28 protein-coding genes and 3 pseudogenes are annotated in these 22581 nt (G+C 70.0%); 13 read left to right on the top strand and 18 right to left on the bottom strand.

The genetic code is table 11. The annotated features are described in order from the left end of the window. Nucleotides 1-10: 10 nt before the first annotated feature. The gene (locus OG392_RS36350; RefSeq protein WP_329286705.1) at nt 11-625 is read right to left on the bottom strand and encodes a DNA-binding response regulator; all 615 of its coding nucleotides are present in this window, start codon (nt 623-625) and stop codon (nt 11-13) included. A gap of 416 nt (nt 626-1041) precedes the next feature. Here OG392_RS36350 and OG392_RS36345 point away from each other — a divergent pair, with 416 nt between their 5' ends. After that, nucleotides 1042-1731, top strand: a complete 690-nt coding sequence (locus tag OG392_RS36345; RefSeq protein WP_329286703.1) for a hypothetical protein — start codon at nt 1042-1044, stop codon at nt 1729-1731. A gap of 120 nt (nt 1732-1851) precedes the next feature. Here OG392_RS36345 and OG392_RS36340 read toward each other — a convergent pair whose 3' ends face one another. Next, complete coding sequence (locus tag OG392_RS36340; protein WP_329286701.1) at nt 1852-2409, bottom strand: DUF3291 domain-containing protein; 558 nt, start codon at nt 2407-2409, stop codon at nt 1852-1854. 270 nt (nt 2410-2679) lie between these two features. On the opposite strand from OG392_RS36340, the pseudogene OG392_RS36335 reads away from it, so the two are divergent. Further along, nucleotides 2680-2835, top strand: a pseudogene (locus OG392_RS36335) (nucleotidyltransferase domain-containing protein); the annotation flags it as partial. Continuing rightward, nucleotides 2819-2956: pseudogene (locus tag OG392_RS36330) on the top strand (IS5/IS1182 family transposase); the annotation flags it as partial. The pseudogenes OG392_RS36335 and OG392_RS36330, both read left to right, overlap by 17 nt. 39 nt (nt 2957-2995) lie before the next feature. Here the strand turns inward: OG392_RS36330 and OG392_RS36325 are convergent. Continuing rightward, the gene (locus OG392_RS36325) at nt 2996-3520 is read right to left on the bottom strand and encodes a nucleotidyltransferase domain-containing protein (RefSeq protein WP_329286699.1); all 525 of its coding nucleotides are present in this window, start codon (nt 3518-3520) and stop codon (nt 2996-2998) included. A 453-nt stretch (nt 3521-3973) separates the two neighbouring features. Then, nucleotides 3974-4756, bottom strand: coding sequence for a sulfite exporter TauE/SafE family protein (locus OG392_RS36320; protein ID WP_329286696.1), 783 nt, complete (start codon nt 4754-4756; stop codon nt 3974-3976). Between the two features lie 371 nt (nt 4757-5127). Between OG392_RS36320 and OG392_RS36315 the strand changes: the two genes are divergently transcribed. After that, on the top strand, nt 5128-5400 hold the full coding sequence (locus tag OG392_RS36315) for a DUF6296 family protein (protein WP_329286694.1): 273 nt from the start codon (nt 5128-5130) through the stop codon (nt 5398-5400). A gap of 179 nt (nt 5401-5579) precedes the next feature. Here OG392_RS36315 and OG392_RS36310 read toward each other — a convergent pair whose 3' ends face one another. Beyond that, on the bottom strand, nt 5580-6674 hold the full coding sequence (locus OG392_RS36310) for a carboxylate-amine ligase (protein WP_329286692.1): 1095 nt from the start codon (nt 6672-6674) through the stop codon (nt 5580-5582). Between the two features lie 328 nt (nt 6675-7002). Between OG392_RS36310 and OG392_RS36305 the strand changes: the two genes are divergently transcribed. The 5 genes from OG392_RS36305 to OG392_RS36285 all read left to right on the top strand — a co-directional run bounded on the left by OG392_RS36305 (nt 7003) and on the right by OG392_RS36285 (nt 11694). Continuing rightward, nucleotides 7003-7326 carry a plasmid stabilization protein gene (locus tag OG392_RS36305; RefSeq protein WP_329286690.1) on the top strand — a complete coding sequence of 108 codons (324 nt, stop codon included), beginning with the start codon at nt 7003-7005 and terminating at the stop codon, nt 7324-7326. A gap of 78 nt (nt 7327-7404) precedes the next feature. Next, nucleotides 7405-9123 carry a PP2C family protein-serine/threonine phosphatase gene (locus tag OG392_RS36300; protein ID WP_329286688.1) on the top strand — a complete coding sequence of 573 codons (1719 nt, stop codon included), beginning with the start codon at nt 7405-7407 and terminating at the stop codon, nt 9121-9123. A 149-nt stretch (nt 9124-9272) separates the two neighbouring features. Continuing rightward, nucleotides 9273-9434, top strand: a complete 162-nt coding sequence (locus OG392_RS36295; RefSeq protein ID WP_329286686.1) for a hydrophobic protein — start codon at nt 9273-9275, stop codon at nt 9432-9434. A 478-nt stretch (nt 9435-9912) separates the two neighbouring features. Continuing rightward, nucleotides 9913-11217 (top strand): cation:proton antiporter, encoded by a 1305-nt coding sequence (locus OG392_RS36290; protein WP_443055032.1) that lies wholly within the window; start codon nt 9913-9915, stop codon nt 11215-11217. A gap of 123 nt (nt 11218-11340) precedes the next feature. After that, nucleotides 11341-11694 (top strand): hypothetical protein, encoded by a 354-nt coding sequence (locus OG392_RS36285; RefSeq protein WP_329286684.1) that lies wholly within the window; start codon nt 11341-11343, stop codon nt 11692-11694. Between the two features lie 194 nt (nt 11695-11888). Here OG392_RS36285 and OG392_RS36280 read toward each other — a convergent pair whose 3' ends face one another. Then, complete coding sequence (locus OG392_RS36280; RefSeq protein WP_329286682.1) at nt 11889-12452, bottom strand: type 1 glutamine amidotransferase domain-containing protein; 564 nt, start codon at nt 12450-12452, stop codon at nt 11889-11891. A 130-nt stretch (nt 12453-12582) separates the two neighbouring features. Then, nucleotides 12583-12738: a hydrophobic protein gene (locus OG392_RS36275; protein WP_329286681.1), complete on the bottom strand. Its 156-nt coding sequence runs from the start codon at nt 12736-12738 to the stop codon at nt 12583-12585. Between the two features lie 413 nt (nt 12739-13151). Here OG392_RS36275 and OG392_RS36270 point away from each other — a divergent pair, with 413 nt between their 5' ends. Further along, the gene (locus OG392_RS36270) at nt 13152-13775 is read left to right on the top strand and encodes an SRPBCC family protein (protein ID WP_443055031.1); all 624 of its coding nucleotides are present in this window, start codon (nt 13152-13154) and stop codon (nt 13773-13775) included. A gap of 180 nt (nt 13776-13955) precedes the next feature. On the opposite strand, the gene OG392_RS36265 is transcribed toward OG392_RS36270, so the two are convergent. The 9 genes from OG392_RS36265 to OG392_RS36225 form a co-directional block, all read right to left on the bottom strand. Then, on the bottom strand, nt 13956-14657 hold the full coding sequence (locus OG392_RS36265; RefSeq protein ID WP_329286679.1) for an HAD family hydrolase: 702 nt from the start codon (nt 14655-14657) through the stop codon (nt 13956-13958). Between the two features lie 259 nt (nt 14658-14916). Continuing rightward, the gene (locus OG392_RS36260) at nt 14917-15396 is read right to left on the bottom strand and encodes a gas vesicle protein K (RefSeq protein ID WP_329286677.1); all 480 of its coding nucleotides are present in this window, start codon (nt 15394-15396) and stop codon (nt 14917-14919) included. Next, complete coding sequence (locus OG392_RS36255) at nt 15393-15608, bottom strand: gas vesicle protein (RefSeq protein ID WP_329286676.1); 216 nt, start codon at nt 15606-15608, stop codon at nt 15393-15395. Before OG392_RS36255 ends, OG392_RS36260 begins: the two co-directional genes overlap by 4 nt. Then, nucleotides 15605-16468 carry a GvpL/GvpF family gas vesicle protein gene (locus tag OG392_RS36250; RefSeq protein ID WP_329286675.1) on the bottom strand — a complete coding sequence of 288 codons (864 nt, stop codon included), beginning with the start codon at nt 16466-16468 and terminating at the stop codon, nt 15605-15607. Before OG392_RS36250 ends, OG392_RS36255 begins: the two co-directional genes overlap by 4 nt. After that, complete coding sequence (locus OG392_RS37635; protein ID WP_443055030.1) at nt 16465-16995, bottom strand: gas vesicle protein; 531 nt, start codon at nt 16993-16995, stop codon at nt 16465-16467. The genes OG392_RS36250 and OG392_RS37635 overlap by 4 nt, the downstream gene beginning before the upstream one ends. Nucleotides 16996-17064: 69 nt before the next feature. Then, complete coding sequence (locus OG392_RS36240) at nt 17065-17313, bottom strand: gas vesicle protein GvpG (protein ID WP_329286673.1); 249 nt, start codon at nt 17311-17313, stop codon at nt 17065-17067. A gap of 24 nt (nt 17314-17337) precedes the next feature. Then, complete coding sequence (locus OG392_RS36235) at nt 17338-18054, bottom strand: GvpL/GvpF family gas vesicle protein (protein ID WP_329286672.1); 717 nt, start codon at nt 18052-18054, stop codon at nt 17338-17340. Nucleotides 18055-18057: 3 nt separating this feature from the next. Next, nucleotides 18058-18537 (bottom strand): gas vesicle structural protein GvpA, encoded by a 480-nt coding sequence (locus OG392_RS36230; RefSeq protein ID WP_329286671.1) that lies wholly within the window; start codon nt 18535-18537, stop codon nt 18058-18060. Between the two features lie 28 nt (nt 18538-18565). Continuing rightward, nucleotides 18566-18928 carry a gas vesicle protein GvpO gene (locus OG392_RS36225; protein ID WP_329286670.1) on the bottom strand — a complete coding sequence of 121 codons (363 nt, stop codon included), beginning with the start codon at nt 18926-18928 and terminating at the stop codon, nt 18566-18568. 203 nt (nt 18929-19131) lie between these two features. Here OG392_RS36225 and OG392_RS36220 point away from each other — a divergent pair, with 203 nt between their 5' ends. Continuing rightward, entirely contained in the window at nt 19132-20127 is a 996-nt protein-coding gene (locus OG392_RS36220; RefSeq protein WP_329286668.1) for a histone H1-like repetitive region-containing protein, read from the top strand. Between the two features lie 3 nt (nt 20128-20130). After that, on the top strand, nt 20131-21270 hold the full coding sequence (locus tag OG392_RS36215; protein ID WP_329286666.1) for an SRPBCC family protein: 1140 nt from the start codon (nt 20131-20133) through the stop codon (nt 21268-21270). Between the two features lie 151 nt (nt 21271-21421). Here the strand turns inward: OG392_RS36215 and OG392_RS36210 are convergent, their stop codons facing one another. Beyond that, a complete protein-coding gene (locus tag OG392_RS36210) occupies nt 21422-21595 on the bottom strand; it encodes a CsbD family protein (protein WP_329286663.1) in 174 nt (57 codons plus the stop codon). Nucleotides 21596-21761: 166 nt separating this feature from the next. Further along, nucleotides 21762-21935 carry a hypothetical protein gene (locus OG392_RS36205; RefSeq protein ID WP_329286661.1) on the bottom strand — a complete coding sequence of 58 codons (174 nt, stop codon included), beginning with the start codon at nt 21933-21935 and terminating at the stop codon, nt 21762-21764. A gap of 128 nt (nt 21936-22063) precedes the next feature. On the opposite strand from OG392_RS36205, the pseudogene OG392_RS36200 reads away from it, so the two are divergent. Then, nucleotides 22064-22510, top strand: a pseudogene (locus tag OG392_RS36200) (LLM class flavin-dependent oxidoreductase); the annotation flags it as partial. Nucleotides 22511-22581 lie beyond the last annotated feature (71 nt).

The raw sequence follows: 22581 nt of genomic DNA, 5'->3' as shown, positions 1-22581 counted from the left end.
GCGACGGTGCTCAGGTCCACCCGGCGCCCTGGGCGATCCGGATGGCGTCCACGCGGTTCCGTGCGCCGACCTTGCGGATGACACTCGCCATGTAGTTGCGGACGGTGCCCTTGGTCAGGAACAGCGTCGCGGCGATCTCGGCGACCGGCGCTCCGTCGGCGGCCAGCGAGAGGACACTCAGCTCACGCCGGGTCAGGGGCATCTCCGCGGCCTGGAGGAACCCGACCGCGAGGGTGTCGTCGATGTAGCGCTCCCCCCTGGCCAGACGGTGCACGGCCTCGAGTAATCGACCCTTCGGGGCGTTCTGGTCGACGAAGCCGGTCGCCCCCGCGGCATGGGCCCGTCGCAGTACCCCCGGCCGCAGCCCGGGGACGAGAGCCAGCAGGGCCGGACGGACACCGGACCCCTCCCCCGAGGGCGGTGCGGCAGCGGCCACGGGCCGCGTCGCCGAGGGCGGCAGACACTCGGCGTCCGCCACGTACACGTCGGGTTCCGGCAGCCCCGTCGCCGGGCCCTGCGGCCATCTGGGCAGCGAGGAGACCACCATGACCCCGCCCGACCTCAGCAGTTCGACCAGCGCGGTCCGCAGGAGCTGCGCCTCGTAGACCACCGTCACTCGTATCATTCCCACCCCTTCGGTCCTCCGTCGTGCCAGGGGTGCACGACGCGAGCAGCCACCCCCACCCCTCTGCCCTTGCCGCGTCAGGCGGAACACGGCACCGGGTGCACAGGGGGCGCACTCCGGAGCACCTCGGCCAGATCCGGTGCGTCACTTCGAAGGTGAAGCAGGCCCACGGCATGTGATGTCGACCGCACCGAACCAGAAATGTCCAGATCGAACCGGTACGGCGCGCGGGAGACGGGAGTGCGCCCCCTACAAGGAGCCTCTTCCTGTGCAGCCGGTCCACCGAGGCGGCTGCCCGACCTGAGCCTGCCCCGGCTGCCCTCGCCCGTTCCTGATGCGTACCGGCACTGTTCTACGATCACGGTTCTGCGATCATGCGGAACGCTGTACGCGTACGGGATGGACTGGGGGACGGAATGGCGATCGACAGGCCTGGCCGGCCGGAGAACCTGCCGGCGGCCGAAGTGCTGTGGGCGCGTTGGGCCCTGGTCGCCGTGCTGGAGGCCACGGCGAAGTCGGAGACTCGGGGTGACCGCCGCGTCGGCACATGGATCGACCGGCAGGGGTTGCACCTCGACGATCGCGGCTGCACCTGGTGGACGTTCCAGCAGCTGGGAGACGGCCGCTATCTGCTGTACGGCGAGGACGAGTCCAGTGCCGTGAAGTGGCATGAACCCGCGATCGACATGCTGGCGCAGGCGCCGGACTGGCTGCCGTACGAGCACCTCCGCGAGTTGTTGGAGGGCTGGGAACTGGGCTGTGTGTACTGGTACGAGAACGGCGCCTGGGCGCGTGCGCCCTACCCGGACGAGTTGGACGATGACGGCCTCGACTGCGGAATGAGCCGTTTCGCGGTGCGCGAGGAATTGCTGCGCGACGTCATCGCCTCGGAGCGCGGCCTGCCGCGCGGCAGGGCGGCCGACTTGGTGGCGGCGGCCGAGACGCGCAGCCTGACGGCCGCCGAGATCCGGGAGGTGCTGGACGCGGCTGCCGCCGCGGACGAGTACGTACCGGCGGACCGGGAAGCGATGCTGCGGTCCCTGGAACGTGCGGCACTCGCGGCCCCCGGTTCCCTCACTCCGGCCACGTCGAACCGTCCCGGCTGAGGGCTGGGCGTCCCTTCCGTCGGCTCCAGCGCCGGAGTGTCGGGGGTGGGAAGCGTGTGCCCGAGCCATGGGAGGCGCTCCACAGGCCCACGGGGGGTCTGGAGGCATGGTGGGTCCTTGTCACTGGACCCGGTGGCTCCTCGGCCCGAGGGCTTCGATCGTGGCCGGAGTTCCCTGCGGAGTGAAGGAGTGGTGGAAGGTGAAGGCGTGCGGCGCGGAGCCGTGGTCGTGGAGGTGTTCCAGCTTGGAGACCCCGTCCACCCAGCGCGGTATCTCGTCGTCGGAGACCCACCAGCACACGTAACTCGGGTGTCCTGTCCGCTCGAACCAGTCGTAGCGCCTGCTCAGGGCCTCTCGGTGCACTCCGGTGTAGATGGCGTCGCAGGCGGAGGACGAGTCGGTCCACAGCGAGAGGGTCGCGTCCAGGGCTGCCGTCCGCACCGTACGGCCCTTGCCGTACCAGGCGGGCACGACGAACTCTCCCCACGCACCCCAGTCCAGGTCGAAGTGCGTGCCCGGGCCGCCTCCCGCCGCCTCAGCACGTCCGAGGTACCCGGGGTGTTCACCGATGTGCCGGTAGACGGCCCTGCCTCTGTCGAGGAGTTCACCCGTCAGAGGCGTGGGATCGGTGAGCGGAGACTTCAGGACACCGAAGGTGTACAGCGCGAGTCGGGGCATACGTCTCTCCTGGTAGGGGGGCCTGATGAGCCGTGCGATGCCGCACGGGCGAGGCCGCGTGGCGGGGGGACTCACTCCCCCGCCGCAGACGACCACGCCGGAACGAACTCCTGTGCGACGGCGGGCGATCGCCGAAGACGTAGGTGAAGGTAGCTGCCTCCGAGACCTCTGTCGAAGTTGCGTTTTCCCAGACCAAGTGGCTTCCCGGGTAGGCCGGTACAGGGAATGCGCTCCCCGCCCGAGGTGATTGCTCCTAGCCTGCGTCCCGTGATGACGGCTGCAGATGTGTTGTCGGTCCTGGCTCTGTTGCGGCGGGCGGAGGTGGATGTCTGGATCGGTGGAGGGTGGGGCATCGACGCGCTGATCGGTGAACAGACGGGGGATCACCGCGACTTGGACTTGATGCATCGACAGGACCATGAACCGGATACGAGTGCCCAGACCGGTCAGCCGGCTCAGAATCACCCCCGACGTGGTCCTGGCCGACAAGGCCTACTCCTCGCGGGCGATCCGCCGCCACCTGCGACGGCGCGGAATCCGAGCAGTCACGTCAGCCAGGTGATCCCCATGAAATGGCTTGGGGGACTCAGGGCTCGAAACTCTCAGGCAGCGGGATCCCGAACTTTCGGCACAGCAAAGGGACATCATGGCGATCGACATCACGAGCCGGGTATCCCGTATGGCAGCGCACCGCCCACTCGGCCGACTCGCAACGCACCGCGGTCCCGGCGATGAAACCGTGTCCGGCGAGTGCCTCAGCCGGAAAGGCAGCGCCATCCACCACGGATCCGTAGTGCAGCGATCCATCCGCAAGAGCCTCGTAGAGGTGCAAGTCGACCCGCAACCCTACGCCGTCGTGCAGAACGAAGTTCCACGGCCTGTCACCAGGCCACGGGAAGATTCGGTCGACGCCGACCTCCCCGAACGCAACGAACAGCGGGTCAAGATGTACGGCCGGCACCCATAGATCGAGGTCGGAATGATCTCTCGTCTGCTTCCCGAGCAGTGCATCCACGCTCCACCCACCACCCACACACGCATCTACGCCGTGGGCGTGAAGCCGCTCCAGAAGCGCGAGTGCGTCCTCGGCTGACATCGCATAGTGGCTCACCGTGCGAAGGTAGAGGTCGGACCGACATCGCATCCAGCGATTTTCACGACTTCACCGAACCGGGTCCCCTGCGACGGACTTCGGCGTAGCGCGCGGCCTCCGGTAATCCCGCCGTCACCCGCCCTACCTCGGCGTCCGATCCGGCAGCAACGGCTCCATCCGCGCCCACTGCGCGTCAGCCAATGACACACCAACCGACAATCAGATGATCTGAAAGAAACGGCCTAGGCCTCGGTGCAACGTCCGCGCAGCGCAGCGCGGACGAGAGCCAGGCCCGGCATCTCCTGTGAGCTGCCCGATGAGGCGAGTCGGATGCCTGAGCAGGTCCATGAAGGACTGCGTCCCCGCGGCTCGTCGTACCTGTCGCCCCACCGTCGCCCCCCGCATCGCTGTCGCTCTCCAGGATTGCACGTGTTTCGGCGGCACTTCGGTGCCCTGGGGGGACCTGCACGGTCAGCGAAGGATCTGGACTGCGTACAGAGCGCCGATTCCGGTGGCGAGGGTGCCGAGAAGAAGTCGGAGGCTTGTCTCGGGCAGACGTGGTTGGAGGCGGGCGCCAAGGTAGCCGCCGAGGAGGCCGCCGACGCCGCAGGTCATGCCCAGGAGCCAGTCGGGGGCGACGTCGCCGGTGGCGGCGAGGGAGAGCAATGCGTAGGTGGCCGCGCCCACGACGGACGTAACGAAGGTGGAGGCCAGTGCGGCGGGAGCGACGGTGGCGACCGGTGCGCCGCGACCGACGAGGATCGGACCGAGCAGAGAACCGCCTCCGATCCCGTAGATGCCGCCGGCCACACCGACTGCCAACGCCAGCGATGTCGTCGCACGGGACGACGGCAGGTCTCGGGTGCCGGGTGGGGCCGGGCGCAGGGTCCGCAGCCACAGCCACAGACCCAGCGGCAGGAGCAGCACGGCCATGAGGAGACGGAAGACGCGCGGGCCGGGGACGGCGAAGACGCGGATCACTGCACCGACGACGACACCCGGCACGGTACCCGCGATCAGGAGCCGGGTCAGCGGCCCGCCCAGCCGTCCGGCCCGCCAGTAGCGCAGGAGCGCGCCGGGGCCGGCCACGACGTTGTAGAGGAGGTTCGTTGGTGTCACGGCCGGACTGGGCACGCCCAGCACGCTGACCTGGACGGGGAGCAGGAAGACCGCGCCGGAAACGCCCACGGGCGCGGTGGCCACTGATATCAGGAGCCCGGCAGCGAACCCGAGCAACCCCATCGGCCACTCCACGACGCCCCCTCGGCACTCTCCGACGAGATCCGGGGGCCGGCCCCCGGATCAGGTGCCTCCCGCTCTCGTGCACATCCGCCCCGCGCCTATCCAACCGCCTCCCGAAACGGTGAACAACTGCCGTCCAAACTCGGGTTCTGGCTCACTCTCCGTGAAGCGTGCACCCTGAGTGACGGATGCGCTGGGTGCGGCGGCTGGTCGGAGCGCGTTTACGGCTCCTGAGTCGCCCACAACAGCTCTGTCCACCTGCTGTGCCGCCGGGGCAATCCCGGCATCTGCTCGGCAGACGTCCGCCACTCGGTGCGTCCGGCAGGAAACCGCAGGTCCGGCCAGCCGGGGCACGGCCGACCCTTCCGCGTAAAATAGGATGAATGAACCCAGTCCGATACGAGTTGGTGTTCTCCGAAGACACGGGGTCCCCCCAAGACATCGTGATCGTCGAGCGCACCTCTTCCAAGGGCCCCGGCGGCCATCCGGTCTATGCCGACCCCACCGGCATCATCCGCGCGGAGATCAGCGCCCAGGACGAGGTACGCATCCTCGCCTCGGGCGGGCATCAGGCTCCCACTCAGCATGTCCTGGCCCGCCGTCTCACCGACGCGGATCCGAACGGTTCCGGCGGCCCGTCCACCCCCGCGACCTGACTGACCCGGTGCGCGACCCGGCCGATCTGCCGCCCTTGCCAGGGGCACGACGCTTCCGTCCTGCTCGACGGAGCTTCCATCACCCGCGCATTCGTCAGCGGACCCGCACCCGTATGCCGCCAGGTTCGTCCCGGCCGGTCCCCCAGGCCTCGGCGCAGCGTTCCGCAGTGTCGTGGCGCTCAGTCGCACGTGTCGGTGCCGGTCAGCAGGCCGAGCAGGCCCGGCAGCCCTTTCTCGTCGAGAGCGCGGCGCTGGCGGTGGGCGGGATTGCCGACTCTCAGGAGACGGTGCACGAGGCCGCTCACTCCACGGAGGTCTCCGGCCTCCTCCAGTGCGGGCGTGATGGACCGCAGGAGTGCGTGCAGTGCCTCTCCGCCGGGGTGCGGGCGGCCGAGCGGGTCCAGCAGAGTCCCGTCCAGGCCGTGCCGCGCCGCGTGCCAGTTCGCGGCCTGTGTCAGCTCCGGCGCGGCCACCGGCAGCGGCAGGCCTGCCTTCTCCTCCGCGATCGCCGTGGTCACCAACGCCCGGACGATCCCGGCGAGCATGACGGCGTCGTCGGCCCGCAGCTGGACGTCGAGGCAGCGCACCTCGATGGTGGGGTAGCGGTCGGAAAGCCGCGCCTGCCAGTAGACCTGTCCCCGGTCGGCGATCGCCCCCGAGTCCACGAGCGCTTGCAGACGGCTTTCGTAGTCGCAGAGTCCGTCGAAGTGGGGTGGGACGCCGCTCACGGGCCAGCGACCGAAGACAATGGTGCGCCAGCTCGCGAACCCGGTGTCGCGCCCGTCCCACAGAGGTGAGTTGGCGGACATGGCGAGCAGCGTGGGGAGCCGGCCACGGATCCTGTTCAGCACCGCGACGCCCGTCTCCGGATCGGGGACGCCGACGTGCACGTGCATCCCGCAGATCAGCTGTTCGTCGGCCAGCTGCCGGGCTTCCCCCTCCATTCTCAGATAGCGCGGTGTGGGCGTCACGGGTATGGGCGTCCCACCACGCACCGGGGCCGCACCCGTGGCGGCGACGCGGCAGCCGCTCGCCTCGGCGGCCGAGGCGACGGCGTGGCGCAACCGCAGGAGATGGCCCCCCACTTCGTCGAGGCTCCAGCACACGGGGGTGGCCACCTCGATCTGGGCCTGCAACAGCTCGTCCTGAATCTCGGCGCCCTCGGCGAAGGGGCCGAGGCCCGCCGCACGGCGCACGTCCTTCGCCGCCGGGGTCGGGACGCCCGTTGCCGGGTCCACCAGCAGATACTCTTCCTCCACTCCGAGCGTGATCACGCCTTGCGTCTACCCGGACACTGCATGATCACCCCGTGGACGCCACGACGAGGACCGGTTTCGGCCGCCGAGGGGGCCCGAGGTCGCGGGCGTACCGGACATCGCGTACCTCCCCGGTTCGGACGCGCCACCCGTACGAGTCGGTCCTGTGGGCTTCACACCGCCGACTGCCTCGCCCGGGGCACCTCATTCGGGGTTTACGGAGATCATGGGAGGGCGAGCGATCGGCGTCCGGCCCAGCAGGCAGCGGCAGGTCGGGATGCGGCCCTGTACGCACTCGCGCACGCGTCGCGCGCCGCCTGTCCGACGGAACACGAAAGGAAGCGTCATGCCTCGTGGATCGAGTCCGAAGCGGGAGCGACAGTACGAACACATCAAGGAGAGCGCGGAGGGTCGCGGGGAGAGCACGAGGCGTGCCGAGGAGATCGCCGCGCGGACGGTGAACAAGGAGCGGGCGCGTTCCGGAGAGTCGAAGACCGCGAGCACGTCGTCGACGCGTGACACGTCGTCCTCGAAGCGAGGCGGGCAGCGGTCCTCCAGCGGTTCGGAGAGCCCCACGTACGACCAGCTCTACGCGGAGGCCAAGCGCCGCGACATCCACGGGCGCTCGTCGATGAACAAGTCCGAGCTCAAGAAGTCGCTGGGGCACTGAGCTCTCGTCACGACACTCTCGTCACGACACTCTCTTCACGACACTCTCTTCACGTCCTGAAGTTCGCGGAGGCGAACGATGACCTTTCCCCTGCCCGACAGCGTCGACGCCCTCAAGGACATGATCGGCCGCGAGATCACCTCGCTGCGCACGGCGGTGCGCCGGCACGCGGAGCGCCCGCTCGGCGGTTCGGCCCATGCGGAGCTGGCCTCGCCCTTGCAGTCCCTGGCGGTGCTTCCGCCGTCCGCGGAGACCGACGGGGCCTCCCCCTGCCTATGCGGCGCCCATGAGCCGGGCGGCAGCGGCGTCTGCTCGGTGCTCGCCGCGATCCCCGCCTCGGCCGTGCTGCTCGAACCGGTCCAGGACGACACGGACGCCGTCCTGGACTTCCGCATCGTGGCCGGCAACCGCGTCCGGTCCGCGGACTGGCTGGAGGCGCCCGACCGCCAGGTCGGCCAGCGGTTCCTGGAGGCGCGGCCGGGTGCGGCTGCCTCCGGGCTGCTGGCCGCCCTGGCGGACGTCGTGGACACCGGCAAGCCCCTCGACGGGCTGGTCGTGGACTACACGGAACAGCGTCTCGGCCGGATTCACCGGGCGCCGCTCTTGTACTCCGCCGCCCGCTGCGGTGAACAGGTGCTGGCGACGTGGCAGCCCGTACAGACGCAGGCTGAGCTGCTGACCATCGACGCGCAGTTCCTGGCGTCGATGGGGTGGGGGCACTGGGATCTGCTCTCCGGGAAGATCACCTGGTCGGAGGGGCTCAGTCGTATCTTCCACGCCGATGTGCGCATGCCGTGGACCCTGGAACAGCTGTGCGACGCGTTGCTCCCGGACGATCTGACCGCCCTCGCGGAGTTCCTCAGCTCCGTGCTGGCGGGCGAGGAGCCCGCCTGGACGCGGATCCGGTTCCTCGTACTCGGCGAGCTCCGCACGCTCGACCTGCTCGGGCGGCCGGTCACCGGGACCGACGGCAGGGCCTGGGCGATCAACCTGGTGGCCCGTGACCTCACACCGCAGATCCGCAGCCGAAGGCGGCTGGCAGAGACGGAGCGGGAGTCCGATCGGCTGAGGCGGCAGACGGAGGCGGAGCGGAGGGTCGCGGACGCGCTGCGCGAGGCGCTTCTTCCCACGCATTCCGAGGCGCTGGCCGCGGTCGGGCTGACGGTGGCGGCCTCCTACCGCCCGGCCGAGCCCGACGCCGCGGTCGGCGGTGACTGGTACAAGTGCCGGCTGCTGCCGGACGGCCGGGTGCTCATCGCCATCGGGGACGCGTCGGGCCACGGTCTGGACGCCGTGGCCCGGATGGCGCAGCAGCGGCACGCGCTGGCGGGGCTGGCGCAGACGGGCGCGTCCGCCGGCGAGATCACGACCTGGTTGAACGAGCTGGTGTGCAGCGACCCGGCCGGGCAGACGGCCACCGTGGTCGTGGGTCACCTCGACGAGGACAAGGTCCTGCACTGGGCCGACGCCGGGCACCCCGCGCCGCTGCTCCTGCACGAAGGCCGTGCCGAGCCGCTGACGGCCGAGCAGCGCGGCCCGCTCCTCGGCGCGCTGCCGGGGTACGCGTACGAGACCGCGTCGACACAGCTGAGACCGGGCGATCTTCTGGTGCTCTACACCGACGGCATGGTCGAGCGCCGGGGTGAGGACGTGACCGAAGGGATCGCGCGGCTGGCGCGGGCGGTGGCGGCCGCCGCCTCACTGCAGCCGCAGGGCGTGATCGACGCGCTCCTGTCCGACCCGGAGATCGCGGGCCATGAGGACGATGCCTGTGTCCTGGGGATCCGGGTGGACTGAGCCTGGACGGACAGAGGTGGCGCGGTGCGGTGACGGCCTCGGTCAGGGCGTGCGCCGCCCAACGCTTTCATGACAGTCCGACTTTTTTGTGAAGACGCATGTGTACGGGACGAAAGCAGGGGCACGCGGAGCCCCGGAGGTTGATATTCATGGTTCCCCTGATTCTCGTCCTGCTGTTGGTCCTGCTCCTCTTCGGCGCGGGATTCGCATTGAAGGCCCTCTGGTGGGTCGCCATCATCGTCCTGGTGTTGTGGCTGCTCGGCTTCGTGGCCCGCCCCAAGGGCGGTAGCAGACGCTGGTACCGCTGGTAGCGCCGGGCGTCTCCCGGCGCTCCGCGGCGGTTCGCCGCACTCGACGCCTGTGGCCGCTCCTTCGGGGGCGGCCACAGGCGTCGTCGTGTGAGGGGCAGGCCCAGGATCCGCTCCCTGCTCGACGCCCGCCGGACCGCCCTCGAACAGGTGAGGCGAGTGGCCATTCGGTGGTGCGGTCCTTGTTCTTGCTCCCCACCGGGGTGTACCTGGTGGCGGCGTCGAGGCGTCGCCGCGCATACGTTCGGTCGGGTCGGGCAGTCGTGACGTACCGATCGGTCCCGGACACCCTCGGTCCCCGGCGAACCGACCGACTGACCCGTACCGACCGACCGGCTGACCCGTGCCGACCGGCTGACCCGTGCCGACGCCTTTCGGGGCGCGGATCGGGCCGCTCGACGGCGTACTCCTCCCGAATGTTCAGGTCCGCGGCAGGGCCGTGACGGAAAGGGCTTAGTGCTTGTCCAGCTCCGGCACACTCGTGGCAGCCACCGATCTCTCCGGCACCGTCGCCGCGGCCACCGATCTCTCCGGCACCTCCTACGCGGTCCTGGGGCTCGGAGCGCTCGCCGCAGCCGTCCTGCCCCGGCTCGTACGCCGCAGACCTCTGTCCATGCCCATGGTGTTCCTGGCGGCCGGCGCGCTCTCCGGACTGCTGCCGCTCCGCCTGCCGGAGATGGACGTCGTGGCGAACCGCGTCTGGGTCGAGCACCTCACCGAACTCTGCGTGATCGTCTCCCTCATGGGCGCGGGCCTCGCCCTGAACCGTCCCTTCGGGTTCCGCGCCTGGGCCGGACCGAGACGGCTGATCGGCATCACCCTGCCCCTCACGGTCGCCGCGACGGCCGCCCTCGCCTGGCTGCTCCTGGACTGGCCCTGGGCCACCGCGCTGCTGGTCGGCGCCCTGCTCGCGCCGACAGACCCCGTACTGGCGGCGGAGGTACGGGTGGGGGAACCGACGGACGACGTGGACGACGAGGACGAGGTCCGCTTCACGCTCACCGCCGAGGCCGGCCTCAACGACGGTCTCGCCTTCCCTTTCGTCCTCGCCGCCCTCGCGCTCGCCGCCGCTGGAGGCAGCTGGGCACAGGTGGACTGGGCGCGATGGTTCGGGGTGGACCTCCTCGCCAAAGCCGCGATCGGCGTCGCGGTCGGTCTCGCCCTCGGCCGGCTGCTGGGATGGATGTTCTTCCGGGCCGGCGCGTCGTCACTCAGGCTGTCCGAGCACATGGAGGGGTTCGTCGCCCTCGCGGCGACCTTCCTCTCCTACGGCCTCACCGAACTCGCCCACGGATACGGCTTCGTCGCCGTCTTCGTCACCGCCTGCGCCATACGGGCCGCGGAACGCGGTCACGGTTATCACAAGGTGCTGCACGGCTTCACCGAGCAGATCGAACGCCTCCTGACCGCCGGGGTGCTCTTCCTCCTCGGCCACTATCTGGTCACGGAGGCGCTCACGGCACTGACCTGGGAGATGGTCCTGCTCGCCCTGGCACTGATCGTGATAGTCCGCCCGGTCACGGGGTGGATCGCACAGGTCGGCTTCGTCACCGGCCCCCGGGAGCGGGTGGTCACCGCCATCTTCGGGCTGCGCGGCATCGGTTCCCTCTACTACCTCTCCTACGCGCTCGGCCACCACGGGTTCGAAGGGCAGGTCCGGGACCTGTGGGCGCTCACGACAGTCACGGTGGCCCTGTCCGTTCTCGTTCACGGCATCAGTGCGACACCGGCCATCCGCCGCCTGGACCGGCTGCGCGACGCCCGTCCGGCCGACATCCCGCCCTGAGCCGCTGCCGGTGTCGATCTGTTCCGCCGCGCGGCACGCGCCCACCGGGGGACGGCCCTCGGCGCGCCGTTGGCCTCGCTCGCGCGGGAAGCGGCGCAGGACCGCGACAGCCTGTGCCGCATCATGGCCGACCTCGACCTCCCTGTGCTGCGACGCCGCGTGGCGCTCGGGCGGCTCGCCGAGAAGGCCGGCCGGTTCAAGCTCAACGGCCGTGTCCTCTCCCGCTCACCCCTGAGTGACGTGGTCGAACTCGAGGCCATGCGACTGGGTGTGGAAGGCAAGGCCTGCGCCTGGCGCTCGCTGGAAGCGCTGGCCGGTACCGAACGGCGCATCGACGTCGCACGCGTTCGGGAGCTGCTGCGGCGCGCAGAGCGGCAGATCCAGGAACTGGAGACGCTCCGGGCAGGGCGCGCGGCCCTGGTCTTCACCGCGGACGAGCCTGGGAGCGTCGGCAGCCCGCGCAGCGGCGGCCGTTGACACCCGTGCAACGCCGCCCGTTGGCACCTGCGCAGCAGCGGCTGTCGACAGCGGGAACGCCGGCAGCGGGACGGCTGAGACACGTCGGCTGACAGCCGGACGGCGCGTGCACACCACAGCGGAGGCCAGGAGGAATCCCTCCTGGCCTCCGCTCTGTCAAAGAGCCCGGTCGGTGCGGCAGTCCGTCTCCCGTGTCATGCGCGCTGTCCGCTGTCGAGGGCGTCGACGATCGCCGCGGCGAAGGCGTCGAGGTCCCCGGGCCTGCGGGAGGTGATGAGGGGATGACGACCGGAGGTGTCCACGACGACCTCCTGGTCCAGCCAGGTGGCCCCCGCGTTCTCGAGGTCGGAGCGCAGTGACGGGTAAGACGTGAGTCGGCGGGATCCTGCCAGCCCGCTCTCCACCAGCAGCCAGGGCCCATGGCAGATCGCGGCGACGGGCTTGCCGGCCTCGGCGAAGGCCGAGACGAGGCGCCGGGCGTCCCCGTCCGTCCGCAGCCGGTCGGCGTTCACGGTGCCACCGGGTACGACCACGGCGGCGAATCCGTTCGCCGTCGCCTTCGCCAGGGTCGTGTCCGGCTGAACCAGAGCACCCGGTTCACGGTCCGATACGAGAGTCTGGACCGCCTCGTCCTTCTGCGCCGCAACCGTGACCTGGGCGCCGACGTCGCGCAGGGCGGCCGCCGGTTTCGTCAGCTCGTCCTGCTCCGTCCCGTAGTTGGTCGTGAGGATGAGTACGTTCCTGCCGTCGAGTGACACGTCTGCCTCCCTGCCGGGCGTCCGGACTGTTCCGTCGTCCCTCCGGGCGTCCGGCGGACACCCGTCGCTCCTTCCGCGGTGACGAGGGCGGGCCACCGCCACCGCCCTCATGCCGGACGTCGGAGCAAGGTCACCACCTATACCAGCGACTGTTGCCGCTCCGCATCAGGAACCCCAGCAGCCACACCACGAGTACGGCGATGGCAACCCACCACAGCACGTCGAGCGCGAAGCCCGCGCCGAAGAGAATCAGAATCACCAGGAGGACGAGAAGCAGGGGAACCATGACGCCACCTCCGAATACCGCCGAAGGCCGTCGGGCCGCCCTCTGCGCGAGCGCGCGGCCTCCGTCGCCCCTGGCGGGTGCCCGCTCTCCACGGCTTCATGCCTACGTCGCCCGAGGAGCCGGACGGGGGCGGAGAACCGCGCCTTCCGACGGTCGAGGAATCGAGGTGTCCCGACAGTCGCGGGATCGAGGTGTCCCGGCGGTTGCGCGATCGAGCAGCGGGCATGCGCCGTGAGGAGCCCTGACCACGACTCGACCTTGACGAGGGTGATCGGCGATGGCCACCGCACGTGTCCTCATGCCGGATGACGCAGCGGGAGAACACCGCATCGGACGTCCACGATTGGGGTCGGTCTCGCCGGGTACGCGCGGAAAGACACCGAATTGTTCACGACACCGGCAGGAGGCACAACATGAGCATGGTGAAGCAGACGATCGACGTCGACGTTCCCGTGCGGAACGCCTACAACCAGTGGACGCAGTTCGAGGAGTTCCCCAGCTTCATGGAAGGCGTCGAGGACGTCACTCAGCTCGACGACCGGCACTGCCATTGGCAGACCAAGATCGCAGGCGTCCGACGCGAGTTCGACACGGAGATCGTCGACCAGCTGGCCGACGAGCGCATCTCGTGGCGCACCATCGGCGGCGACGTGAAGCAGAAGGGCGTCGTCACCTTCCAGGGGCTCGACGAAGGTCACACCCGGGTGAGTCTCGCCATGGACGTGGAACCCGACGGCATGGCGGAGAAGGCGGCTGACGCGCTCGGCATCCTCGACCGACGCGTCAAGGGAGACCTCAAGCGGTTCAAGGGCTTCATCGAGGACCACGGTCACGAGACCGGCGGCTGGCGCGGCCGCGTCCAGCCCTCGGACACCACCGGCAGTCCGACCCGCGGTGACGCGCTCACACCGACCGACGCACCGGTCCGGGAGGCCCCGGGGACGATGGGCGCTCCTGGTCCGACGAGCACGCCCTCGGGAGCACAGGAGGCCTGGCCGATGCCGCCCCGCGACCCCGACGGCCCCCGCCTGGGCTGACCGCAGGGCGAGTGCGGCCGGCACCGCCCGCGCCGTCCACAGTCTGCCGCCCGCCCCCGTGATCTGGGGGCGGGCGGGCTCCGCCCCCAACCGCCCTTGCTCGTCCATCCCTTCCCGTCGCCCATCCGCCCCCCCCTGCACCAGGGGGGGCGGATCGCCTCAGCCGTGTCAACGTCGGCCCTACGGAAGCGCCGGGCCCCGAAGCCCCTCGCGCTCTGCCCCGACCTTCGCGAAGGGCCCCGTACCGAGGTGGGCGAGAAGGTCCGTCGCGTCGTCGTACACGGCGGCCGCGCCCGCGTCCTCCAAGTCCGCACGCGGAACGCCCCCGCACAAGAGGCCGACGCAGACGACACCCGCGTGACTCGCGGCCTTCATGTCCCACACGCTGTCCCCGACCAGCACGGCCCGCTCCGCGGCCACTCCCACCAGCGAGAGCGCGTGCTCGATCGGATCCGGGGCGGGCTTGCCCTCCTCCACGTCGTCGGCGGTGGCCGTGGCCGCGATCGCCGCGTCCGCGTCCAGCGCCCGCCGGAGCGCCTCCAGCTCCCGGTCCTTGGCCGATGTGACCAGGACGACCTTCCAGCCGTTCCCGGCGAGGGTACTCAGCAGCTCCGCGGCGCCGTCGAAGGCGTGAAGCCGCTCGAACCAGCTCCCGTACAGGGTGTCGTGAGCGGTGCTGAGACGGCTGTCCTGCGACCGGTCGCGGTCGGGGCCGAGCAGGTGTTCCAGAAGCTTGTCTCCCGGCAGGCCGATCGCGCGGTGAACGGCGTGCGTCGGGACGAAGTGCCCGCCTTGACGCAGGGCCTCCCACCAGGCGACGACATGCAGGGCGTTGGAGTCGACGAGGGTCCCGTCGACGTCGAACAGTGCGGCACGGTCCATGTCCTCGGCTCCTTGTACAGGCCGGCGTGGCGACGCGTCGACCTGAGTGCACTGGTTGTCCGCGGGCCGCAGGGGACGATCGGCGTCGATGGTCCGCTCGAACCCGCTCATGGTCACGCCTCTTCCACGTCGTCGCGGACGTCCGGCGATTCCCCTGCGGCTACCCGGCGAAGCGCGCCCCATGCGTCGCGCTGGGTCCGCTTCACCGTCTGGCAGGCAGGCCGTGGGCCCGGGAGCCGACGGAACGGACGCTCCGTCCTCACCCCTCTCCGCGGTCTGCCGGAGGGAGCAACGGTCCGAGCGGGCCGAGGTCGAGATTGAGGTCCTGGAGTGTGTAGCCGTGCTCGGCGCAGAGGTCGGTCAACGCGTCGTGCAGCGCCATCAGGGTGGCGCCCAGCTCCTCCTCCTGGTCGTCGGTGAGGTCGCCGGCGTCGACGCGCCGCAGCGCCTGTCTCTCGATGAGCTGGCGCAGGAGCTCCACGACGGTGAGAACGAGCTTGAGGAGGTCCTCCTCGACGGATTCGTGGTCCGTCCGGAGCCTGTGCGCGGGACGGTGGGGTTCGCCGGCGGACGCGGGAGGTGCCTTCACGAGGCGGAAGGCGTCGCCCAGGGCCGCTCCGACGCCTTCCAGGGCCGGAGACGTACCCGCGAGGGACGAGGAGCCCGGAGGCGGAGACGTACCCGGGGCGCTGCCCGGCTCGCCGGGCGTGGGTGCCGGCCCTTCTCCCGGCCCGTTCACGCGCGCCCCTGGGTGGACGGTCCGAGCGGATCCGCATCGGAGCCGACGGACACGATCAGCGCGCGGAGCGAGATGCGGACGAGGTCGATGTCGGCGATCGACAGCACGATGTCACCTGAGAGGACCACGCCGCCGCTCAGCAACCTGTCGAGGAGGTCGACGAGGGCGACCTGGCGGCCGGGCAGCTGTTCCGTGGACCGGGCGGCACTCATGGCGCGGGGCCGTCCCGTACGGCGTCTTCCTGGGGCGGGTCAGGTGGCGGGGGCGGCATGGCGAAGGAGTAGGGGGCCCACGGGCCGGTCACTTCGACGCGTACGCCGTCGATGTCCACCGCCACCGCGGCGAGCGCGGTTCGGAAGCTCTCGGCCCGGTCGTCCGGAACCAGGTAGGCGTCGTTGAGGACGTTCTCCTCGGGCCCCGCGAGTGCTCCGCGCTGAGCGGGATGACGCACACGGTGGGTGGTGTACCGGGAGACGAGCGCCTCGATGCTCTCGGCGGCCACCTGGGCGTTCCGGTAGTGGGTCTCCTGCACCGTGTGCTGGGCCCTGCGGCGCCGCAGGTAGGCCTTGCCGGGGCTGAGCTCCGTGGTGCTCGCGGGACCAGCGGCACCGTCTCGGTCCTCCCGGGGTCCGGGCGCACTGATGTACACCTTGACGCCCCACTCGCTGCGGCCACGGAGCAGGGCCAGTCGCTCGGCGAAGACGCTCCGCTGGGCGGCGAGCGCCTCGCGGGCGCGGTCGTCGTCCTGGTACAGGGTGGCCAGCCGCAACGGGAGCACGGTGTCGTGGCCGGCGATCGCCTGCACCACCTCGTGGTGGGCGCGCGCGACGGACTCCAGCCATTCCAGGTCCTCGAAGCGGGCCTTGAGCGTCCGCTCGTCGAACTCCTGCGCCTCGACGCGGCTGACGACGAACGCGGGGTCCGGTCCCTCCGGGGGCGTGCCCGGTGTGTCGGCCCCGAGGAGGGACACCGGTGCCCCGGACACCCCGTGGACGCCCGAGAGGACCGTCCGCAGCACTTGGCCGTCCGGCACCACGGCGTACACGTAGGTGAGTCTCCCGCTGCCGGTCATGTGCCGGGCTTCCGTCGTGCCGGCTTCCGGCGCGGTGCCGACCCGCCGCCCTTGCGCTCGCCCGGTGCTCGGTTGGCGTCCCGCTTCTCGCGCTCGTCCGGCTCCTCTCGCTCGTCCGGCTCAGGCTCCTCGTCCGGCTCAAGCTCCTCGTCCGACGCTCCGGTGTCGTACGGCTCAAGGGCCGCATCCGCTTCGAGGACCCGGTCGGTCCCGGGGATCCGAGGCTCATTCGCGACCGGTGCCGCGCTCCGCAGTGCCTCCAGCTCCGCGCGGAGCCGGCGGTTCTCCTCAGCCAGCGGCCCTCCACTGTGCTTGGAGGAGAGCGAGGGGTCATGCTCCCACCAGTCGATCCCCATCTCCTTCGCCTTGTCCACGGAGGCGACCAGAATCCGCAGTTTGATCGTCAGGAGCTCGATGTCGAGCAGGTTGATGCGGATGTCCCCCGCGATGACGATGCCCTTGTCCAGGACGCGTTCGAGGATGTCGGCGAGGTTCGCGGAGGAGCTGGGCCCGTAAGGCGTCGGCAACGCCCTGGAGGGTGCCGTCCCGAATCGGTCGGGCAGGGGGTCAGACACGGCGACGTCCTCGATTCCCGGTCATGGTGTGCCCGCGCGGAAGGCCGTGATCTCCGCCAGCCGGTCCAGCAGTTCGTCCTCGCGGTGCTCGAAGGTCTCCTCGTCGATCTCCCCCCGTACCAGCCGACCCTCCAGCTCGCCGAGCTCGCGCCAGACGGGAGCCGGGTCGTAGTACTGCTCCTCGGCCTCGTCCAGCACTCTCTGGGCGACCCAGGTCACGCCCCGCACCGGGGCGAGGGGAAGGGTCAGCAGGTGTGTCAGAAGTCCCATCGTCGCCCTCCTTCCGGGCAGTGCTCACTCCACGAAGCTGTACGGCGGCAGCGGTCCGCTCAGCCTGAACTCGATCCCGTCCCCGATCTGCCGGGCCAGGTTGCCCTCCGCAGCGCGGAACTCTTCCCGCCGGTCGTCGGCGACCAGGAGGGAGAGGTTGAGGAGGTCGGCTCCGGACGTCTGCCGGACGGTGTGTTCGCGGGCGAACGGCACGAGTGCCTCGATCAGCCCGGACGCCAGTGCCTGCTGCCGTTCCTGCACTTGCGCGGCGACCAACTGGCCGAGAGCAAGAGGGAGTTGGGGATCCTGGTCCCCGCCGAGAATCCGCTCGTTGAGCTCACGGGCTTCCGGCGTCTCCCGCAGGACCTGCCGCAGGAGATCCTCCTCGTCCTGCATCGCTCTCACGTGGTACTCGGCACACCCTTCGAGCCGCTCCAGGGTGGCGAGGTAGCCGTCGGCGTCCTTCAGGAGCGCCTGTTCGACCGTCGGCTCGTCGGCCGCGGTGTAGCCGAACTGCAAGGGCAGGACCGGTCCGCCGCGCATGAGACGCTCCTGCACCTCCTGGTGGATCAACAGGTCGCGGCGCTTGGGCCGGATCTCCTCGGAGATGTCGCTCACCACCGCGCAGAGCGGCCCGGAGGCGACACCGCGCACGGGACTCGGCTCCGATCCGACACCGGACAGGTCATCGATGTCGAGGGGGTGCTGCTCCCCGGTGATCGCATAGACGTAGAGGGCCATCGGTCACTCCTTCTCCCGTCGCGTCGAGCGGCGGGCGGCGGGCCGTCGGCGTCGGGGAACGGGTGCCTCCTCCGCCTCCTCCTCTTCCGGCTCCTCCTCCGGCTCCTCGTCATCACCGCGGCCCTTCCCCGTCAGGGACTCGGTCACGGCCTCGACGGCCCCGGTCAGGGCCCCCTTGGACTTCCCGTGGGCCCCGCCCTCCATCATGCCGCCGACGACCTCGGGCAGCTGCGCCGGAGCCTTGCGGCCCGCTTCGAGGTCGAGCCTGTTGCACGCCTCCGCGAAGCGGAGGTAGGTGTCCACACTGGCCACCACGATCCGCGCGTCGATCTTGAGGATCTCTATCCCGACCAATGACACACGGACGAAGACGTCGATCACGAGCCCGCGGTCCAGAATGAGCTCCAGGACGTCGTAGAGACTGCCCGTGGAGCCACCACCGCCCCTGCTGACGGCGCTGCCGCCCTGCGGCACCATGGTCATGGCGCCTCCTTCCGCGGCCGAACGGCACTCAGAACGGCCGATCGATCATTCCTCGGGTGTAGCGCCGGGTTCGTTCGAACGAGAGCAGCGTGCCCTGCCCGTCGAGGGTGACCCGGTAGCTGGCCAGCACACTCGTCGTATCGGGGATCCGTTCCAGTTCCACCACTTCCACCTGCGCTTCCCACCCGTCGTCGATGGGCTTGAGCGAGGAGACGGATTCGGGAAGTCGGCCGAGCAGCCTCGTCAGTTGCTCGGTGGCCGACGTCATGGCCGAGCCCGCGTCCACGGCCTTCGGGCGACTGGGCGCCGGCTTCCGCCGTGCGGGGGAACGCCCCTCACCTGCGGAACGCGAGGTACCGCGTCGAGGGCGATCGGGATCCGCTGTGGCCATAGGACACTTCCACGAGACGTCCAGCAACTAAAGGCTAGAATTTCATCTTATAGGGACATACGCCATGTCCGGGAGAGCAGGCTCGTCCCAGACCGCACCAGCGCGGCGTCCTCACACGCTTTCCACCCGACGCGTGACCCGACCCAGGGCGCACCGCACGAGCGGCGGAAGGGCCCCGGTCGCCCGGTGAAGGGACAGAAGTCATGGAGGACACGACCAAAGTCGCCCTGGCAGCCGCCGTGGCAGGCGGCTACCTTCTGGGACGGACGAAGAAGGCTCGCCTCGCGTTCACCGTGGCGACGTACCTCGCGGGCCGTCGCTTCGGCCTCGAGCCCGGACAGCTCGTGACACAGGGGCTCACCAAGCTCAAGGACGTACCCCAGATCGCCGAGATGGGCGACCAGTTGAGGGGGGAGGCACTGGACGCCGGCCGGCAGGCCTTGACCGCGGCGGCCAACCGCAAGCTCGCGGACCTGGCCGACTCCCTCCACGAGCGGACACTCGCCATCAGCAGCGGCAGCGACCGGGAGGACGAGGAGGAGGACGAAGAGGCGAACGCACCGTACGACGAGGACGAGGACTGGGAGGAGGAAGAGGAACCCGAGGACGAGTACGACGAGGACGCGGACGAGGACGAGGACGAGGGCGCAGAGGACGCGTGGGAGGAGGAGGAAGAGGAAGAACCCGAGGAGGAAGCGGAAGAGCCTGACGAGAGGGAGCCCGAAGCCGAGCCGAGGAAGCCACGGTCACGCCGGTCCGCCGGCGGGCAGTCCCGTGCACGGTCGAGCGGAGACAGCACGTCCCGCTCCCGGTCAGGAACCACCCCGTCCCGCGCCCGCAAGGCCTCCCAAGGACGTCCTGCCGCATCGCCCGCCAAGAAGAGCGCTCCCGCGAAGAAGGAGTCGTCGAGAACGGCGACGAAGGCCACGCCCGCGAAGCGGTCGACGTCGAGCCGATCCCCGGCGAAGAAGACCGCTCCCGCCAAGAAGGCCACGGCCACCAAGAAGTCCGCCGCCGGGCCGGCGAAGAAGACGGCAGCGAAGAAGACCACGGCCAAGAAGGCCGCAGCCAAGAAGGCACCGGCGAAGAAGGCGACGGCCAAGAAGGCCGCAGCCCGCAAGCCGCCCGCGAAGAAGGCGGCGGCACGCAAGCCCGCGGCCAAGAAGACGTCGGCGCGCAAGCCGGCCACGCGGAGGTAGGTCATGGCATCCGAAGACCGCGACCGCGACCAGGACGGCTCCCAGAAGTCCGAATCCGGAATGGACCGGCTGATCGGCGAACTGGGCGAATTCCTCAGCGCGCAGACCGGGAAACTGGCCGAGAAGGCGACGGACAAACTCGACGACGTCACCGATCAGCTGAACGACGTGGCGGAGAACGGCGGCAAGCTCACCGACATCGGGGGGCGGCTGCTGAAAGGGGACTCCCCCGCTAAGGCTGTCGTGGGGCAGGCACTCGGGGGAATCAAGGACAAGGTCACCGACGCCGCGTCGAACCTGTTCGGTTCGGGCAAAGGAAAGCGCAAGAGCGGCAGCCAGAAGATCACCAGCATCGTCGAGACGATCGACGTGGGCGCTCCGCTACGCAGGGTCTACAACCACTGGACGCAGTACGAGGATTTCAGCGGGTTCACCAAGGGCGTTCGCAACGTATCCCAAGGCGACGAGACCACCAGCGACTGGAAGGTCAAGGTAGGCCCATCTACGCGTAGTTGGAAGGCGACGGTCCAGGAACAGGTCCCGGACGACTGCATCGTGTGGACCTCCGAAGGCGCCAAGGGATCCGTCCGGGGGTGCGTCAGCTTCCACGAACTGGGGCCGACACTCACCCGCATCCTGCTCACCGTCGAGTACTACCCCTCCGGCCTCTTCGAGAAGACCGGCAACCTCTGGCGGGCTCAGGGCCGACGTCTCCGCCTGGACCTGAAGCACTTCCGGCGGCATGTCACCCTCACCGACGACGAGCCGGAGGGCTGGCGTGGCGAGATTCGCGACGGCGAGGTGGTCCGTTCGCACGAGGAGGCGCTCGAGGACGAATCCGAGCTCGACGAGGAGGAGGGCGAGGAAGGAGAGGAAGGAGAGGAGGCAGACGAGGAAGGCTTCACCGACGAGGAGGACGACGGCGCGCCGGAGGAGGAGTACGAGCCGGAAGAGGAAGGCGAGGAGGAGGACGACGAAGGCGAGCCCTACGAGGAGTACGACGAAGACGCGGAAGACGAGGAGGCGGAGGACGACGAGGAAGGCCCCGCCGCCACCATGGAGGACGAGGACGAGGACGACGAGGAGGCTCAGGAGGACGAGTACGAGACCGCGGGCCGCGGTCGGCGCCGACGCCGTCAGTGAGCCCCGCGCCCGGGCAGGCGATGCCGGGCTCCGGGTTCGCGCATCGTCGCGCGGAGGTCGGCGGGAGGAACAGTCGCAGTGATACTGCTCTGTTCCTCCCGCCGACCTCCGCGTCCCGGGTTCCGCGCCTGAGGGGTCGCGGTCGACGAGGTCAGTGCTTGAACGTGTCCTTGACCTTCTCCGCCGCCTGCTTCGCGTCGCCCTCGGCCTGTTCGGCACGGCCCTTCAACTCGAGGCTCTCGTTGCCTACGGCCTTGCCCGTCGTCTCCTTGACCTTGCCCTTGGCGGTCTTTGCCACATTCTTGGCTTTCTTGCCTCCGGCCATGACTCTCACCTTCCTGCTATGGCTGCGCACCCGCATGTCTGCGAGCAACGCCCACTCTCCGCGCACGTCGCTCAGCGAGTCGTCTCCTCTGCTGCCACTGCCCGCGTTGACGGCCCGCATGCACGGTGGACGACGATCGAAATTCGCTGAGATCCACCACAAGGAGTCACCGCTTGAAGAAGTCTTTGGCTTTCTCCTTGCGCTCCCGGGCCTTGCCGCGAAGCCTCAGAGCCGCGCCCTTGGCCTCCGTGGTCCTCTTTCCCCGTACGTGGGCCGTTTTCTGGACTGCCTTGCCGACGATCTGCTCGGCCTTGGCCTTGGCCTTCTCCTTGGCGCTCATCTCGGACCTCTTCCCACACTCACACGTACCGGGTACCCGTGGTGCGGCGGAGAAACCGGAAACAGCCCGGGAAGGTCGGCCACGGTGAGAGATGAGATCCCGCTCCGGCACGATCGAGGCGTTTCTCCGTGACGTCGGCGGTCAGGCGCACAGAAGGGCTCACGGCCGAGATCCAGGAGATTCTCCCCGGGAGCGGCCGGACCCGGACGTTCGGAGACCGATGGCCGTCGTTCGACGAACGGGCGGACATGCTGGAAGAGGCGGTGGAGGTGATGCGGCACCTGTTCACCAGCCGCGACGTCAGCCATCGGGGCCGGCACTACACGGTCGGCAACGCCCGTCACAACACCGTTCCGGAGACCCCGCCCGCCATCCCGGTCTCGGGCTTCGGCCCCAAGGCCGCCGCACTCGCGGGACGCGTCGGGGACGGCTTCGCCACCATGGGACGCGACGACGACGCCATCGCGTCGTTCCGCGAGGCGGGCGGCGCCGGCAAGCCCGTCGTCGGCGGCCTGAAGGTCTGCTGGGGCCGGGACCGGGACGCGGCCGTCGACACGGAGCACCGCATGTGGCCGACCGAGCAGCTGCCGGGAGAGCTGAACCAGATCCTCCCGACCCCGGCCCACTTCGAGCAGGCCACCACGGC

The sequence above is a fragment of the Streptomyces sp. NBC_00691 genome, from assembly GCF_036226665.1.
In the GTDB taxonomy this organism is placed as follows: Bacteria; Actinomycetota; Actinomycetes; order Streptomycetales; family Streptomycetaceae; genus Streptomyces.
The sequence above is the reverse complement of the archived record's forward strand: the minus strand, read 5'-3'. Positions and strand labels throughout refer to the sequence as shown.